We start from the raw sequence: 15483 nt of genomic DNA, 5'->3' as shown, positions 1-15483 counted from the left end.
ACGGTATTCGGTCACATTGTGGTGAAAGCGGCCTGCTTTGACGCAATGGGGCCGTCTGGCGCTGGCGCTCGGCGCCGCGGAGGACTACCGTCGAACGCTTCGCCCGCCCCTTCCCGCGCCCATGACCGAGCCCGCCACGCCCCCCGAGCACCTGCGCCGCAGCCTGTCCAACCGCCACCTGCAACTGATCGCCATCGGCGGTGCCATCGGCACCGGTCTGTTCATGGGCTCGGGCAAGACCATCAGCCTGGCTGGCCCGTCCATCGTCTTCGTCTACCTGATCATCGGCGCGATGCTGTTCTTCGTGATGCGCGCGATGGGCGAGCTGCTGCTGTCCAACCTGCAGTACAAATCCTTCATCGACTTCTCCACCGACCTGCTCGGCCCGTGGGCCGGGTTCTTCTGCGGATGGACCTACTGGTTCTGCTGGATCGTCACCGCCATTGCCGACGTGATCGCGATTGCCGCCTACGCACAGTTCTGGTTCCCGGGGCTTGAAGCCTGGAAACCGGCGCTGGCCTGCGTGATGCTGCTGCTGGCGTTGAACCTGGTGACGGTGAAGCTGTTCGGTGAAATGGAATTCTGGTTCGCGCTGATCAAGATCGTGGCGATCTGTGCGCTGATCATCACCGGCGCCGGTCTGGTGGCGTGGGGCTTCACCTCGCCGAGCGGCCACACCGCGTCGCTGTCGAACCTGTGGAATGACGGCGGCATGTTCCCGATGGGCCTGGTCGGTTTTTTCGCTGGATTCCAGATTGCGGTGTTCGCCTTCGTCGGCATCGAGCTGGTCGGCACCACCGCCGCCGAAACCGCCGACCCCGAGCGCAACCTGCCCAAGGCAATCAACTCGATCCCGGTGCGCATCATCATCTTCTATGTGCTGGCGCTGATCGCGATCATGGCGGTCACCCCGTGGCGCCAGGTGGTGCCGGACAAGAGCCCGTTCGTGCAGCTGTTCGTGCTGGCCGGCATTCCCGCCGCCGCCAGCCTGATCAATTTCGTGGTGCTGACCTCGGCCACGTCCTCGGCCAACAGTGGCATCTTCTCCACCAGCCGCATGCTGTACGGCTTGGCCGAAGAGGGCCACGCTCCGCGCGGGCTGTCGAAACTGTCGCGCGCTGCGGTGCCGGCCCGTGGCCTGCTGTTCTCGTGCCTGTGCCTGCTGGGCGGCACGCTGCTGATCTACCTGATTCCCAACCTGGTAACCGCCTTCACCCTGGTGACGACGCTGGCTACGGTGCTGTTCATCTTCGTCTGGTCGCTGATCCTGGTGGCCTACATGGCCTATCGCCGTCGCTACCCGGAGCGCCACGCTGCCTCGATCTTCAAGATGCCCGGCGGCGTTGCCATGTGCTGGGCCTGCCTGGTGTTCTTCGCCGCCGTGCTGGTGCTGCTGAGCCTGCAGGGCGACACCCGCCAGGCGCTGATCGCCAGCCCGGTGTGGTTCGTGCTGCTGGGCGCGGGGTATTGGGTGCGCCGGAAGGCCGCGAAGTGATCCAACGTCTCCGTTCCATCGATTGATCCTTCGTCTCCAGAGAGTTTCATCCACGCATGGCGTGGATCTACCGCCAGCTGCTGGGAACTGTCGAAGGCGGGGTGGGTCCGGTTGTGGGGGCGTGAGCCGCATGGATGCGGCGACCGAGCTTACATGGACGTACTTGCAGCGTCCCCCACAGCCGGACCCACCCCGCCATCCTTCAGCCAACTGCTGTTGCTCTTGATCTAGCCTCTGCAGGTGCAGGGCGCAGCCCTGCCGGTCCCCGTTCACCCAACATTCGCGGGCGCGGCCGGATCATCCGGCCGCCATGTCCCATCGACCTCTCCTGCTTGCACTGGTGCTGCTGCCCATCCTGTGGCCCGGGATGGCTGCCGCGCGCACGGTCTATCGCTGCGTGCAGGGCAACACCGTCAGCCTGGCCACCGCACCGGAGCCGGGATCGCGGTGCACGCCGAAGGAGATCGACGACAACGCCATCCAGGCCCCGAACCTGTGGGGCAACATGGGCGTGTTCAGTGGTGTGCTGTACGAGCGCGAGCAGGACGGCGTGCTGGTCTATTCCACCCGCAACCTGCCCGGCTCGCGGGTATTCCTGAAGTTCACCGTGGCCACGCCGCCGGGCGAGCCGGCGCATGAGGGCCTGGGCAAGGTCGGCAAGCCGCAGCTCGCGCAGCACGCCAGGCAGTTCAAGGCCGCGGCCAAAGCTACCGGCGTCGACGATGCCTGGCTGCGTGCGATCGCCCATGCCGAAAGCAATTTCGATCCGCTGGCGGTCTCGACCAAGGGCGCACAGGGCGTGATGCAGTTGATGCCGGAGACCGCACAGGAATACGGCGTGCGCGATCCGTTCTCGCCACAGCAGTCGATCGAGGGCGGCGCGCGCTACATGCGCGCGCTGCTGCGCCGTTACAACGGCGATCGTCCGTTGGCGGCGGCTGCCTACAACGCGGGCATCGGTGCGGTCACCCGCTACAAGGGCGTGCCGCCCTACGCCGAAACCCTGGCCTATGTGGACAAGGTGATGGCGCTGTATGCGCGCTACCGCGAAGCGATGGGCATCCGCACCGAAGTGCCAGCCCGCTAGCGGACGGTGCTGCCTGCACGTGGCGTTGTAGAGCCGAGCCGACGCTCGGCTGCGCCAATTGCAGCCGAGCATCGGCTCGGCTCTACACAAAAGCCGCTCAGCGCGAGGTGGAAGTGCTGACCAGGTCGTAGCGCTCGATGCGGCCGACGCGTGCCACTTCGGCCTGCACGTCGGCACGCTGCTTGAGTGCACGCCACGCGGCATCGATGCGCACATCGCCCGGCAATGACGGATAGGTGCGCATGTCCTGCAGGCTGGCCAGGGTTTCACTGCGTTCAACCGGCGAGCGCAGCTGTTCGATCAGCACGGCGGCGGCACCGTCCAGGTCGCCTTCTTCCAGCAGCATTTCGCGGTGGAACAGGCGGGCATCGTCGCGCTGGGCCAGGATCACCGCGCGTGCTGCATCGCGCGCCTTGGCATCACCGCGCTCGCGGGCCGCGGCGAACTGCAGCAGCGCCTGTGCGGCCTTGCCGTAACCGGCGAGGCCCGGCATGTCATTCACTGCCTGCGCAGCGTCCTGCATACGTCCCAGCGAACTGAACACGAAGCCGACATTCATCTGGTGCTCGACACCATCCGGGCCGAGCGCGCCGATGCGGGCGGCCTGCTTCGCCGTGGCCAGTGCCTCATCGGTGCGGCCCAGCCGGCGCAGTGCGGTGAGCCGGCTGTTGAGCAGCCAGGCCACCCATTCCACTTCTGTGGCGGCAGGCGATTCGCCGTTGCTGGCGGCAGCGGCCATGCCCTCGGTCAACGACAGCACTTCCTCGTTGCGGTCCAGCATCAGCAAGGTGGTGCTGAACTCGGCCATGCGCGCGTCCAGTGCGCGGTCGAGCAGGCCGGAAACACGCAGTTCATCGAGGTGGCGCTGTGCCGCCTGCACTGGATCGAAACGCGCGTCACCGCGATCGACATAGCGATCGAAGCGCTTGTCGCTGCGCAGGCGGATGATCTCGGCCGGGCTGTCGATGCGCGCCAGCGTGGCCGGAATGCTGGCGCCACGGCCGTTGTCGGCCTGCAGCGTGGCCAGCGCCAGCCACAGCCCGGTGGGTTCCAGGCCGCCACTCTTCCAGCCGTTGTCAAACAGCGCCTGCAGCAGGTCCATGCGCTTCTGCGGCTGGTCACGCAGGCGGTACTGCAGGTAGTTGACCGCGTGGTGATCGATCGGCAGGGGCGCGTCGGCGTGCTGCAGTGCCTTCACCAGCAAGGTGGTGGCTGCGGCCGGCTGGTTGTCCGACAGTTCCACCGACACCAGGGTGAGCAGGATCTGTGCATCCTCCGGCAGGGCCTCCTGCGCCCGCTGCAGGTAGCGGCGGGCCTGATCCGGCTTCTTCTGCATCAGAGCGGTCCAGCCGGCGACCTGCGAGGCGCGGCCGCGACGCTCGGCATCGAAGTCGTCCAGCAACGGATCCTCCATCAGCCGCTCCATGCTGATCAGTGCACCCAGCGTGTTGCCGCCGCGTGCCTGCTGGATGGCTTCATCCCAGCGCGTGGCGTACGCCGCGTGTAGTGCATCGGCGGTGGCCGATGGCTTCTGCGGGGCCACCGTGATCGAAGCGGAGGCGGGCGCACTGGCCAATGCGGCCAGCAGCAGTGCGGTGAGGGGGAGAGCGCGGGGCATGGAGAATCTCCATCCGTGGGAACCGCATTGAACCTGCTACGGCCAGCGAGGACAAGCACGACGAAGCGAATCCGGCCTTCAGCCGCATGATCGGCCGTGGCGGATCGCACGCGCAGCGTCTATTGTCGGTGCCTCTTCAAGCGGCAGGCAGAGGCAGCGCAACACGATGGCACGGTGGCAATGGATGGCGGCAGGGGTGGCGTTGGCAACGGCGGTGGGCTTGGCTGCAACCTGGTGGGACACCCCGCTGAAAACGCTGGCCGGCCCTGCCGGCCCGGTGCCCACGCCCTTGGCCTGGACCGCGCAGATCGAGCCGCTGGCGGGTGATGGCCACCCCGGTGACCGCGACGGTACGTCCGCGCAGGCGCGCTTCGCCGACCCGTATGCACTGCTGCGCGGCACCGATGGCAGTGTCTATTTCACCGATGCCGGTGACAACAACCGGATCCGCCGCCGCCTGCCCGATGGCCGCGTTGAAACCGTGGCCGGGCAGGGTGAGGGCCGTGTCGATGGTCCTGCGCTGCAGGCCAGCTTCAATACGCCCTCGGGCATTGCCGGCGATGCGCAGGGCAACCTGTACGTGGCCGACACCGGCAACCATGCGATCCGCCGCATCGGCACCGATGGCCAGGTGACCACGTTGGCCGGTGGCGAACAGGGCCACGCCGACGGCCCGGCCACGCAGGCCCGCTTCGATGCACCGATGGGCGTTGCGGTGGACGCGCAGGGCCAGGTCTACGTGGCGGACACGTTCAATGACCGCATCCGGGTGATCGGTACCGATGGCAGTGTGCGCACCCTGGCTGGTGGTGATCGGCCAGGCTTTGCCGATGGCGTGGGCGCCGCTGCGCGTTTCGATACGCCAGTGGCGCTGGCCTTCGACGCGCAGGGTGCGTTGCTGGTGGCCGATCTGTTCAACAACGCCGTGCGCCGGGTGGGGGCCGATGGCACGGTCAGCACCGTGGTCGCCGCCGGTGGCGTGATCAATGGGCCGCTGTCGCTGGCCACCACCCACGACGGCGTGCTGTACGTGGGTGATCTGGATGGCCGCATCGTGCAGGTGACGCCGCAGGGCCACCAGATCGCGCTGGTCGGCAATGGTCGCCTGCCGCGCCTGGCCCGCCCCAGTGGATTGGCGATGGATGCCGATGGCAGCGTGCTGGTGGCCGACGCCGCAGGCTACCGCCTGCATCGCCTGCGCCCGCTGCCGGTGGGCGAACTGCCGGCACCGGCACTGGTCGGCCCGGCCGCCGATGCCGCGCTGCCGAAGACGGGTGGCCGTTGGCCGCTGGCACCGCAGGACGGCTGGCACGAAGTGGTCGGCACCCTGGGCGAAGTGCGCGGCAACTTCAGCGGTGAGAGCCGCCACCACCTGCATGGCGGCTTCGACGTGCGCGGTGATGTGGGCCAGACTGTGCTGGCGATTGCCGATGGCAAGATCAGCAGCCCGGTGGCGGCCTGGAACCTGGGCGAGCAGGCCGAGGGCCTTGCGGTGGGCCGCCTCAAGTACATCCACATGCGCGTCGGCCGCACCCCGCGCGACGTGCCGTTCGACGCACGCTGGCAGGCGCTGTACGACGAGCAGGGCAAGCTGCAGCGGATGCGCGTGCGCCGTGGCATGCGCATCCACGTGGGTGACCGCCTGGGCAGCATCAACAACCAGGCGCACGTGCACCTGGCGGTGGGCACCGGGGGTTTCGAGACCAATGCGGTGGCGCTTGGCTTCCATAACTACGCCGATCACTTCGCACCGCGCATCACTGATGTGGCACTGCTGGACGACAACGACCAGCCGATGGCCGCAGGCAGCGATGGCGCGGTGATGGTCGCGCGGCAGGGGCGTGGCGTGCAGATCGTGGTGGAGGCCTGGGACCAAGTCGACAACAATCTGCCACGCCGCCGCCTGGGCATGTACCAGGTGGGTTACCAGATCCTCGATGCTACGGGACAACCGCTGCAGGGCTACGAGCAGCCGCGCTGGAACATCGTGTTCAACCGCATGCCGCCGCAGCGGGAAGCAGTGCGCGTGGCCTACGCACCGGACAGCGGCATCACCGTGCATGGCAGCGCGGTGACCCGGTTCCGCTACCTGGCCACCAACACCGTGCGTGATGGCCTGATGGAAACCGGACGCTGGCAGCCGGCGGCGTTGCCGCCGGGCGAGTACGTCGTGCGCGCCAGCGTGCGCGACTACAGCGGCAACGAAGGCGTCGGCCCGCGCGAGATCAGGGTACGGCTGCTGCCATAGCCGCAGCCGGGGCGCCGCAGCGTTCGCGCTCGGCGTCCATGTCTTCCAGCGGCCGCACTTCGATGCTGCCGAAGCGCGCCCACGGGAAATCGCGGGCGATGCGCATGGCTTCGTCGCGGTCGCGGGCGACGATCAGGTTGAAGCCGGCCAGCAGTTCGCGGGTCTCGGCGAAGGGGCCATCCAGTACGCGGCTGTGGCCATCACGCACGCGCAGGGTCTGGGCGGTGTCGACCGGCTGCAGTTTCTGTGCGGCCAGCAGGGTGCCTTCGGCCTGCAGCTTGTCGGCGTGGGCCAGGCAGTCGCGCATCAGCGCGTTGAATTCTTCGGTGGGCAGGGCCTGCAGCAGGGCAGGCTCGATGTAGATCAGAAGCAGGTACTGCTGCATGGCATGGTCCTGGCGGGGGCGGGGGTCCATGATCGCGCAGGATTGCGCACGGGCATGTTGCAGCGCAGAAGCGCGCCTTCGGCGGGGATCGGCGAACGGCGGAGCCCCTCCGTGGTGGAGTGGGGTTGGTCGCTGAAAGCGGGTTTCCTGAGGGTGGGCCGTGCGGGTGGGATTGGCGGGGACGCCGTGAATCCGTCCCTGGGGCTTAGCCGCGCCACCATGGCGCGGATACCCCGCCAACCCCACCCACCCGGCCAAACCCATGAACCGAGCTTTCAGCGACCAACCCACCCCACCACGAAGGGGCTCCGCCGTTCGCCGACTCCCGCCGAAGGCGTGCTTTCCGCGGAAGAAAAAAATTTCCAACAGACGTGTCGATTCCCAGTCCCCTGGTTCGTTGTACCCAGTGAAGGGCACGCACCACGCGTCCCACGGGAGACCAAAATGAAAGTGATGGTGATCGTGAAGGCCAACGCCGACTCCGAAGCCGGCCGCATGCCCAGCGAACAGGAACTGTCCGAAATGGGCGCCTTCAACGAACAACTGGTGGCCGCCGGCATCATGCTGGCCGGTGAAGGCCTGCACGCCACCCAGCGCGGCCGTCGCATTCATTTCGGCGCCGGGGCACCCAGGGTCGAGGCCGGTCCGTTCGGTCCTGCCAGCGAACAGATCGCCGGCTTCTGGCTGTGGGAGGTGCGGTCGCTGGACGAGGCCGTTGAATGGGCCAGCCGTGCGCCGTTCGGCGAGGGCGGCACGCTGGAACTGCGTCCCCTGATCTCCGCAGAAGACTTTGGTGAAGCCTTCACCCCCGAATTACAGCAGCAGGAACAGCGTCTGCGTGCACAGCTGGAAGGCTGACCCGATTCCTCTCCTAGCCGGGCACGCCCCGGCACTACCACCCTGAACCGCACAACGGAGTATTGCCATGAGACTGATTCCCTTCCTCGGCTTCAGCGGCCAGGCCCACGAGGCAATGGCGTTCTATGCCAAGGCACTCGGTGGCCAGGTCACCTCGGAAATGAAGTACCGCGACATGCCGCCCTCCGATGGCTCGCCGGGCTGCAACGAAATGCCGCCGGAAACCCTCGACCACGTCGCGCACAGCCAGCTCGAGATCGGCAACGCCATCCTGATGGCAGCCGACGGCCCCGGCGGTGGCGAGGGCGGCTCGACCACCATCAATGTCGATGTCGACAGCATCGAAGAAGCCGAACGCGTGTTCGCCGCGCTGGCCGAAGGTGGCCAGGTACAGATGCCGATCGGCGAAACGTTCTGGGCACATCGCTGGGGCATGCTGATCGACCGTTACGGCAAGCCGTGGATGGTCAACTGCATGAAGCAGCCCTGATCCTGCCTCTGTCATCCACAAGGAGCTTCAACGATGAGTGCACCACAACCGCAGATGATCTTCGTCAACCTGCCCGTGCAGGACCTGGAGAAGTCCAAGGCGTTCTTCACCGCGCTGGGCTACAGCTTCAATCCGACCTACACCAACGACGACGCGGCCGGCATGGTCATCAGCGAAAGCATCTACGTGATGCTGCTGACCCAGCCCTTTTTCCAGCAGTTCACCAACAAGCCGATTGCCGACGCGCACACCCACACCGAAGTGATCAACGCACTCTCGGCACCCAGTCGCAAGGCCGTTGACGAGTTGGTGGACAAGGCCCTGGCCGCCGGCGCCAGCGAACCGCAGCCGGCGCGCGACTACGGCTTCATGTACCAGCGTGGCTTCCAGGACCTGGACGGCCATCTCTGGGAGATCGCACACATGGATGGCGAGCCGGGCTGACGGCCGCCGCAGGAGAATCCGTATGGCTTACGTGGACGCTTACGTGCTGCCGTGCCCGCAGGACAAGGTGGCGGCCTACCGCCGCCTTGCCCGCAAGGCCGGCGCGGTGTGGAAGGACCATGGCGCGCTGCAGTACATGGAATGCGTGGCCGACGATGTGGAGCCGGGCAAGAGCACCTCGTTCCCGCGCGCGGTCAAGGTGAAACCGGGCGAGACGGTGATCGTCGCCTTCGTGGTGTTCCGCTCGCGCGCGGCTCGCGACCGCATCAACGCAAAGGTGATGGCCGACCCGCGACTGGCGTCGCTGGGCCCGAAGGACATGCCGTTCGATACGAAGCGCATGTTCTGGGGCGGCTTCAAGCCGATTGTTGAAGCGTGAGCTGCGGCGCTTGTGCGGGCCGGGCGTGCGTGCTGTGATCGGCGCATGCTCGAGCCCGCACTGACGCAGCGTCTGGAAACCCTCTGGCGGATGGAGTCGCCAGTGCTGATCGCGCGCCTGGCGCGGCTGCTCGGTGGCGATGTCGGCCGTGCCGAGGAACTGGCCCAGGACACCTGGCTGGCCGCGCTGGAGCGTTGGCCGGAGCAGGGCATCCCGGACAACCCCGGAGCCTGGCTGATGACCACCGCGCGCAACCGTGCCATCGATGTGCTGCGCCAGCACCAGCGCGTGGCTCAGCAGCACGCGCAATGGGGCGAGGAACTGCATCCGGCGGCGCTGCCGGCACCCGATGACAGCCAGGCGCTGGAGGACGACCTGGGCGATGACCTGCTGCGGCTGATGTTCGTGGCCTGCCATCCCGTGCTGCCGGCCGATGCGCGCGTGGCGCTCACCCTCCGCCTGCTCGGTGGCCTGACCACCGTGGAGATCGCGCGCGCGTTCCTGCAGCCGGAACCGACCATCGCCCAGCGCATCGTGCGCGCCAAGCGCACCCTGACGCAGAAGCAGGTGCCCTATGAAGTGCCGCGCGCGGAGGCGATGCCGGAGCGCCTGGCCTCGGTGCTGGAGGCGATCTACCTGGTGTTCAACGAAGGCTATGCGGCCAGCGCCGGCGACGACTGGATGCGCCCGGCGCTGTGCGAGGAAGCGCTGCGGCTGGCCCGCATCCTGGCCCATCGGTTGCCGGTGCCGCCGGTACTGGGCCTACTGGCGCTGATGGAGCTGCAGGCCTCGCGCGCAGCGGCGCGGGTGGACGCGCAGGGCGTGCCGGTGCTGCTGGACCAGCAGAACCGCGCACGCTGGGATTGGCTGCAGATCGAACGTGGGCAGCAGGTGCTGGCGCGTGCGCTGGCCGCGGGTGGTGGCGACGATCCCTACGTGCTGCAGGCGCGCATTGCGGCCTGCCATGCAGCGGCGCGCCGCCCCGAGGATACCGATTGGCCGCGCATTGCTGCGCTCTATGCACAGCTTCTGCAGGTGCAGCCTTCGCCAGTGGTGGCATTGAACCGGGTGGTGGCGATCCTGCGCAGCGACGGTCCCTTTGCCGCCTGGGCGCAGCTGCAGCCCTTGCTGGTCGACGCGCGCCTGCGTGACTACGCGCCGCTGCAGGTGGTGCGTGGCGAGCTGTTGCAGGCACTGGGGCGCGAGCAGGATGCGCGTGACGCTTTTGGCGAGGCGGCTCGGCTCAGCCAGAACCAGGCCGAGCGCGGACTGTTGCGGCAACGGGCGGGCCTGCCCCCCACGGACTGAGCCGACAAGGACAGCACTTGTCGCCGCGCGCCTTAGCGGCTATGTTTCGCGCCCAGCGGACGCATCAGCGCCCGCATTCCGTGCGTATTGACCGAGGAGCGGTTGGATGTATTCAAGGACGAAGAGCGCATCGCGCGCTTTTGCGCGCCTGCTTGCCTGTGCCCTGTGCCTGGCCGTATGGCCGATGGCCGTGCAGGCCGCGGACAAATCGCAGCAGGCCTATTGGGCCGGTTTTGCCTATACCGCTGATGCTGCCGCCGTGCAGGCGACCACCCCGCATGCGCATGCGGTGCTGGAACGGCGTGGCCTGGTCCCGCTGAACCAGACGCTGGCGCAGTCGCTCAAGCGCCGCGCACCGGCCCACCTGGAGCTGATCGACCAGCCGGTGGCGATGCTCGACGGCACCACCAGCGCCACCGTGCTGGCCGCCGCGCTGGACCGCGAACTGGTCTCGGTCGAGCCGATCGGTGACCAGTACAAGGTGCTGGTGGAAGTGGCGCTGCAGGCGTTGTTCTTCGACTTCCGCGAGCGCCAGGTGATCGCGTCCTATCCGCTCACGCTGCAGCGTATCGACGTGCAGGATTACCGACCGGACAACGACGATATCGACGCGATCGTCGCCGATCTGCTGTATGGCGGCGCCGATACCAGCCTGTCGCAGGTGCTGGCGGCCAGCCTTGCCCAGGCCAGGTTGCCCGACGCGGCGGTGCGCCGTCTGCAGGTCGGTGGTGTAACGCTGTCCGACGTGGTGCGCGCCAAGCTGCCCGACTCGAAGTGGGAAGCGCCGCTGCGCGCCACCCTGGCCCATGAACTGTCCAAGACGCTGTCGTCCAACACCGGCGTCGGGCTGCTGCCGCCGGCCTCGGGCCAGGCGATCGGTGGCGCGATGGCTGCCCGCTTTGCCGACGGCAAGGTCTACCAGCTGAAGATTCCCGAGCCCGACTACGTCATCAACCTGCAGGTCGATGCGCTGAAGAACGGCGTGATCGAGGAAACCCCGGCGATGAAGACGATGCTGTTCGGCGCCTTCTTCACCGCCAGGGTGACTGAGCCGTTCTCGGGGAAGGTCTATTTCGAACAGCCGCTGCGCAAGGGCGCCACCAAGGTGGTGCCGGCCACGCAGTGGCAGGTCGACCAGTGGTCGGCCAGCTACGAAACCCTGCTGGCCGGGCTCGACGCCTTCGCCGGCGCCGCCGCCAAGCGTGCCGATTCGCGCGCCTGGCTGGACGAACAGAAGCCGGGCGGCCGCCCGTTGCAACAGCAGACCCAAGCCCTCCAGGAGTTGATCAAGTCATGTCGTTGATGCGTACCATCCTGCTCATCCTCATCGCGCTGGTGGTGGCCTCGCCGGTCGCCGCGCAGACCGCGAGTTCGCGCGGCACCGGCTCGGCCAGCTACGGCCTGCGCCTGAGTGCCGATACCCGGGCCCAGGCCCTGAACAAGGCCAAGGTCAATGCCCTGGAGGCGTACATCGCCGAAACCGGTGCGGCCAAGCTGCGCCTGTTCGAAGCGCGTCGCGCCGAGTTCATCGGCGAGATCGACCGCTACGTGCTCAGTGCCGTGCCGCTGTCGGACACCGAAGACAAGAAGGCCAAGACCTACACCGTCACCGTCCGTGCCGAGATCAACACCACCCTGCTGCAGACCAAGCTGGATGCGGGTTCGGCCGTGGCCGGTGCCACCGCCGCGCAGCGCTCGCTGCTGACCTTCCTGTTCATGGCGCGCTCGCAGGACACCGTGCAGTCGTTCCAGGACAAGGAATACCGCCGCGTCGACGCCAGCAGCAGCTACAGCGAGAACACCCGTGAGGGTGACAGCTTCCGCGGCAACTCGGTCAGCACCAACGGCAGCATCAACCAGAATGGTTCGGTGTCGGTCACCAGCGGCGGCAGCACCACCGCGCGCGCCGACAACATCACCTGGAAGGTGGCCAACGCCGCCGAGGTCAACACCGCGATGACCGGCGCCTTCAGCGCCGCCGGCTACGAAGTGGTTGAAGCCGAATACGTGGAAGGCGAGTCGCGTGGCCTGCTCAGCATCGAGCGCATCCGCAAGGACTTCAGCACCGGCAACGACCTGGCCCCGGCCACCCTGCGCGACACCGCCAACGGCATCCGTGCGGCCAACATTCCGTACATCGCCGTCGGCACCCTCGACATCGGCATGCGCGACCGTGATCCGGCCAGTGGCAACACCCGCGTGTTCGTCACCGTCACCGGCAAGGTGCTGGATGTGACCGGTCGTTTCCCGCGCACCGTGTCGTCGGTCGGCCCGGTGCAGTTCTCCGGTACCGGCCCGAATGAAACCGTGGCCCGTACCAACGCACTGCAGCTGGCTGCCGAAAAGGCCGCCCAGCAGATGATCAACGAACTGAACGTCAAGGCGGTCCGCTGATCCGCCGCCCCGGTGGGTGCCGAGCGTGCTCGGCATCGCCCCGGGGCTCACCGATTCCCCACGTGCCGCACCGCGGCCGTCTCTCCCAAAGGACTCTCACATGATCCGCAATACCGCTCTTGTCCTGGCCATCGCGGCCGCCACCCTGTCGATGCCGGCGCACGCTGGCCTGGGCAAGCTGAAGGACCTGGCCGGCGCCGCCACCGGTACCTCCAGCAGCAGCGCCTCCAGCGCCGCCGCACCGGATGAAGCCGCGCAGGAAGCACTGGTGCGTCGTTTCGTCAGCTCGCAGTCGCACTCGCTGCAGGCCCAGACCTCGTTCGCCCGTGCCTTCGGCCTGGCCGAGCAGGTGCAGCTGCTGGAAGCCGAGCGCCAGGCGCTGTCGTCGGGTTCGGTCAGCGTCGATGCGATGAAGAAGTCGGTGTCGGTCAGCGAAGCCGCCCAGGCCGCGATCGACGAGCGCCAGGCCGCGCAGCCGGAGCTGAACGCTGAATCCAAGCAGCACTACGCCGAAGGCCTGGTCTCGCTGCTGGCGTCGGCTGCCGAAGCGCAGAAGCTGGGCGGCGAAGCCAGCAACTTCACCGCCGGCATGAAGAACCTGGGCGCCACCCAGATGGCCACCGTCGGCCGCAAGCTGGCTGCCGGTGCATGGGTGGCCAAGGAATCGCCGGGCTTCATCCAGGGCCTGTACGGCTCGACCAAGTCGGCCGTGACCTTCGCCAAGAAGAGCAAGGTGAAGGTGCCGTCGAACGCCGATTCGATGCTCGACTCGATCTGATCCGAGGATCAACCCCATGCGTACGACCTCCCGTTTGATCGGCCTGGGCCTGGCTGCCGTGCTGCTTGCAGCCTGCGGCAAGCAGGACACCCCGGCCGCCGATGCGCCCACACCCGCCAAGGACAAGGCAACCAGTGCACTGGCCAGCAATGCGCCGGTGGAAGCCGCGCCCCTGCGTGGCACGCCGGATTTCGGCGGCACCACCCAGGTCGCGCGCGAGGCCGACGGCATCGGCAGCACCCCGGAACTGGCGGTGCTGGCGGCGCTGCAGTCGGCGGTGGCGCAGGTCAACGGCGTACGCGTGGCCAGCCAGATGCAGAGCCTGCGCGCAGGCCTGCATGTGGACGTGGATGATGAACACGTCGGCGATATCCGCGCCGACGCGTTCACCCAGCAGATGATCGCCGGCTCGCAGGGCGCGGTGCTGGGCTATGAAATCCTGTCGCAGGACGAAGTGCGGCAGCTGGACGAGGAAACCATCGCCCGCGTGCGCGCCAGCGATGAAGGCTGGAGCTTCAAGGGTTCGGCCTCTGCCAGCGCCTCTGGCGAAGCCACGGCCAAGGGCGGCGGTGCCTCGGCCAGTGTCAAGGAGCGCTACGACGAGAAGGTCAGCGTCGATGCCAAGCGTGGCGCAAGCTCGTTCGATTCCAACGTGACCCACCGCAGCATGCGCAGCTACTGGAAGGTACGCGTGCGTGCCCAGATCGCCCAGTACCGCGCACCGGACGAGCAGGGCAAGCCGAAGATCGTGGTTGCACTGCCGCGCACCAAGGCCGGCAGCTACGCCGTGGGCGATGGCCGCGTGAGCGCCGATGAAGTGGCCGACGCGATCCGCGCACGCCTGTCCGACACGCTGACCCAGACCCAGCGCTTCATCGTGCTGGATCGCGAGTTCGGCGACGAACTGCAGGCCGAGATCGACCACATCAACAGCGGCAACGTGCGCCTGCAGGACACCGCACGCGTCGGCCAGCAGCTGGCGACCGACCTGATCCTGATCCCGACCATCGAACGCTTCGAGTACCCGCGCAGCGTGCGCAACCTGCGCATGTCCGACCGTCAGGTGACCTCGTACTCCGGTGGCGGCCGCATCACCCTGCGCCTGGTCAACGCCACCACCGGCCAGGTGGTGATGTCCGACAGCTTCGACCACCAGTTGGCCTCGACCGGCCCGAGCACGCTGCCGCGTGTGGTGAACGGCCGCAACATGGCCGCGGCGATGATGGAATCGCTGTCCGGCCAGATCGGCACCAGCATCGTCACCACGCTGTTCCCGGTATCGGTGGTGTCGGTGGACGGTGACCAGGTGGTGCTGAGCCAGGGTGGTGACACCGTGCAGGCCGGCCAGCGCTGGCAGGCCGTGCGCCTGGGCGAGGAACTGAAGGACCCGCAGACCGGCCGTTCGCTGGGCCGCAGCGAACACCCGTGCTGCACCATCCGCATCGACCGCGTGGCTGCGCAGACCTCGTACGGCACCATCGAAGATGGCGTCGACGCGATGCGCGGCGGCTTCCGTCCGGGCCAGATCGAACTGCGCCAGAAGCTGGGCAGCAAGCCGGCTGCCGCTGCTGCTGGCGCAACGGCCTCGGCAGCACCGGCTACCGCCGCGCGCCCGGTGGCCAAGCCGAAGCCCAAGCCTGCTGCCGCCCCGGCCGAAGACCCGAACTGGTAACACGCCCAAGCAACACACAGATGGGGTCAGAGCCCTTTCCCGCCGGGAAAGGGATCTGACCCCTTCTTGTTTCCGTCCGTGTCGACCAAGGTCGATACCCACCAACCGCAGCGGGAAGCTGTCGAAGGCGGGGTGGGTCCGGTTGCGGGGGTGTCCGCGGCATGGATGCCGCGGCCAAGCCCCCAAGGTGAAGTGACCCCCGAGACTTGGACGGGGTCAGGCGGCCGATTGAGCCTGCTCCCGGTACTTTACCGGGCTCAGGCCTTTCAGTTTCAGTTTGATGCGCTCTTCGTTGTAGTACTGGATGTATTCCACCAGCCCAGCTTC

Annotated in this window: 15 protein-coding genes; 12 read left to right on the top strand and 3 right to left on the bottom strand. The window is 67.5% G+C overall.

Annotation, left to right across the window (positions count from 1 at the left end):
* Nucleotides 1-121: 121 nt before the first annotated feature.
* Nucleotides 122-1495 (top strand): D-serine/D-alanine/glycine transporter, encoded by a 1374-nt coding sequence (cycA, locus tag RCF13_RS08675; protein WP_111177677.1) that lies wholly within the window; start codon nucleotides 122-124, stop codon nucleotides 1493-1495.
* Between the two features lie 310 nt (nucleotides 1496-1805).
* Nucleotides 1806-2582, top strand: coding sequence for a lytic transglycosylase domain-containing protein (locus RCF13_RS08670; protein WP_005415084.1), 777 nt, complete (start codon nucleotides 1806-1808; stop codon nucleotides 2580-2582).
* 97 nt (nucleotides 2583-2679) lie between these two features.
* Here the strand turns inward: RCF13_RS08670 and RCF13_RS08665 are convergent, their stop codons facing one another.
* Entirely contained in the window at nucleotides 2680-4200 is a 1521-nt protein-coding gene (locus RCF13_RS08665; RefSeq protein WP_308141067.1) for a tetratricopeptide repeat protein, read from the bottom strand.
* Between the two features lie 166 nt (nucleotides 4201-4366).
* Here RCF13_RS08665 and RCF13_RS08660 point away from each other — a divergent pair, with 166 nt between their 5' ends.
* Entirely contained in the window at nucleotides 4367-6448 is a 2082-nt protein-coding gene (locus tag RCF13_RS08660; RefSeq protein ID WP_308141066.1) for a gluconolaconase, read from the top strand.
* On the opposite strand, the gene RCF13_RS08655 is transcribed toward RCF13_RS08660, so the two are convergent.
* Entirely contained in the window at nucleotides 6426-6833 is a 408-nt protein-coding gene (locus tag RCF13_RS08655; protein WP_004153945.1) for a YciI family protein, read from the bottom strand. The two genes, RCF13_RS08660 and RCF13_RS08655, sit on opposite strands and share 23 nt — an antisense overlap.
* 444 nt (nucleotides 6834-7277) lie before the next feature.
* On the opposite strand from RCF13_RS08655, the gene RCF13_RS08650 reads away from it, so the two are divergent.
* The 9 genes from RCF13_RS08650 (at nucleotide 7278) to RCF13_RS08610 (ending at nucleotide 15156) form a co-directional block, all read left to right on the top strand.
* On the top strand, nucleotides 7278-7691 hold the full coding sequence (locus RCF13_RS08650; protein ID WP_061478614.1) for a YciI family protein: 414 nt from the start codon (nucleotides 7278-7280) through the stop codon (nucleotides 7689-7691).
* Between the two features lie 67 nt (nucleotides 7692-7758).
* Nucleotides 7759-8181, top strand: a complete 423-nt coding sequence (locus RCF13_RS08645) for a VOC family protein (RefSeq protein WP_061478615.1) — start codon at nucleotides 7759-7761, stop codon at nucleotides 8179-8181.
* Nucleotides 8182-8214: 33 nt separating this feature from the next.
* Nucleotides 8215-8625, top strand: coding sequence for a VOC family protein (locus RCF13_RS08640; RefSeq protein WP_005415091.1), 411 nt, complete (start codon nucleotides 8215-8217; stop codon nucleotides 8623-8625).
* Between the two features lie 22 nt (nucleotides 8626-8647).
* Entirely contained in the window at nucleotides 8648-9004 is a 357-nt protein-coding gene (locus RCF13_RS08635) for a DUF1428 domain-containing protein (protein WP_134969091.1), read from the top strand.
* A gap of 45 nt (nucleotides 9005-9049) precedes the next feature.
* The gene (locus tag RCF13_RS08630) at nucleotides 9050-10312 is read left to right on the top strand and encodes a sigma-70 family RNA polymerase sigma factor (RefSeq protein ID WP_134969092.1); all 1263 of its coding nucleotides are present in this window, start codon (nucleotides 9050-9052) and stop codon (nucleotides 10310-10312) included.
* Nucleotides 10313-10418: 106 nt separating this feature from the next.
* Nucleotides 10419-11615, top strand: coding sequence for a hypothetical protein (locus tag RCF13_RS08625; RefSeq protein ID WP_134969093.1), 1197 nt, complete (start codon nucleotides 10419-10421; stop codon nucleotides 11613-11615).
* Nucleotides 11606-12706, top strand: a complete 1101-nt coding sequence (locus tag RCF13_RS08620) for a hypothetical protein (protein ID WP_061478618.1) — start codon at nucleotides 11606-11608, stop codon at nucleotides 12704-12706. The genes RCF13_RS08625 and RCF13_RS08620 overlap by 10 nt, the downstream gene beginning before the upstream one ends.
* A 100-nt stretch (nucleotides 12707-12806) precedes the next feature.
* On the top strand, nucleotides 12807-13484 hold the full coding sequence (locus RCF13_RS08615; protein WP_005415096.1) for a hypothetical protein: 678 nt from the start codon (nucleotides 12807-12809) through the stop codon (nucleotides 13482-13484).
* A gap of 16 nt (nucleotides 13485-13500) precedes the next feature.
* Nucleotides 13501-15156 carry a CsgG/HfaB family protein gene (locus RCF13_RS08610; protein ID WP_308141065.1) on the top strand — a complete coding sequence of 552 codons (1656 nt, stop codon included), beginning with the start codon at nucleotides 13501-13503 and terminating at the stop codon, nucleotides 15154-15156.
* 216 nt (nucleotides 15157-15372) lie between these two features.
* Here the strand turns inward: RCF13_RS08610 and RCF13_RS08605 are convergent.
* Nucleotides 15373-15483, bottom strand: a 111-nt coding sequence (locus RCF13_RS08605) for an IS3 family transposase (protein ID WP_180845006.1), incomplete at its 5' end; no start/stop codon positions are given.

This window comes from Stenotrophomonas maltophilia group sp. RNC7 (genome assembly GCF_030910085.1).
Taxonomy (GTDB): domain Bacteria; phylum Pseudomonadota; class Gammaproteobacteria; order Xanthomonadales; family Xanthomonadaceae; genus Stenotrophomonas; species Stenotrophomonas sepilia.
This window is presented reverse-complemented; position numbering and strand designations above follow the sequence as displayed.

Coding starts and splice junctions, on each gene's coding strand:
- RCF13_RS08670 (WP_005415084.1), top strand. CDS start 1,806: ATGTCCCATCGACCTCTCCTGCTTGCACTGGTGCTGCTGCCCATCCTG.
- RCF13_RS08610 (WP_308141065.1), top strand. CDS start 13,501: ATGCGTACGACCTCCCGTTTGATCGGCCTGGGCCTGGCTGCCGTGCTG.
- RCF13_RS08650 (WP_061478614.1), top strand. CDS start 7,278: ATGAAAGTGATGGTGATCGTGAAGGCCAACGCCGACTCCGAAGCCGGC.
- RCF13_RS08655 (WP_004153945.1), bottom strand. CDS start 6,833: ATGCAGCAGTACCTGCTTCTGATCTACATCGAGCCTGCCCTGCTGCAG.
- RCF13_RS08635 (WP_134969091.1), top strand. CDS start 8,648: ATGGCTTACGTGGACGCTTACGTGCTGCCGTGCCCGCAGGACAAGGTG.
- RCF13_RS08620 (WP_061478618.1), top strand. CDS start 11,606: ATGTCGTTGATGCGTACCATCCTGCTCATCCTCATCGCGCTGGTGGTG.
- RCF13_RS08630 (WP_134969092.1), top strand. CDS start 9,050: ATGCTCGAGCCCGCACTGACGCAGCGTCTGGAAACCCTCTGGCGGATG.
- RCF13_RS08660 (WP_308141066.1), top strand. CDS start 4,367: ATGGCACGGTGGCAATGGATGGCGGCAGGGGTGGCGTTGGCAACGGCG.
- RCF13_RS08640 (WP_005415091.1), top strand. CDS start 8,215: ATGAGTGCACCACAACCGCAGATGATCTTCGTCAACCTGCCCGTGCAG.
- RCF13_RS08625 (WP_134969093.1), top strand. CDS start 10,419: ATGTATTCAAGGACGAAGAGCGCATCGCGCGCTTTTGCGCGCCTGCTT.
- RCF13_RS08645 (WP_061478615.1), top strand. CDS start 7,759: ATGAGACTGATTCCCTTCCTCGGCTTCAGCGGCCAGGCCCACGAGGCA.
- cycA (WP_111177677.1), top strand. CDS start 122: ATGACCGAGCCCGCCACGCCCCCCGAGCACCTGCGCCGCAGCCTGTCC.
- RCF13_RS08665 (WP_308141067.1), bottom strand. CDS start 4,200: ATGCCCCGCGCTCTCCCCCTCACCGCACTGCTGCTGGCCGCATTGGCC.
- RCF13_RS08615 (WP_005415096.1), top strand. CDS start 12,807: ATGATCCGCAATACCGCTCTTGTCCTGGCCATCGCGGCCGCCACCCTG.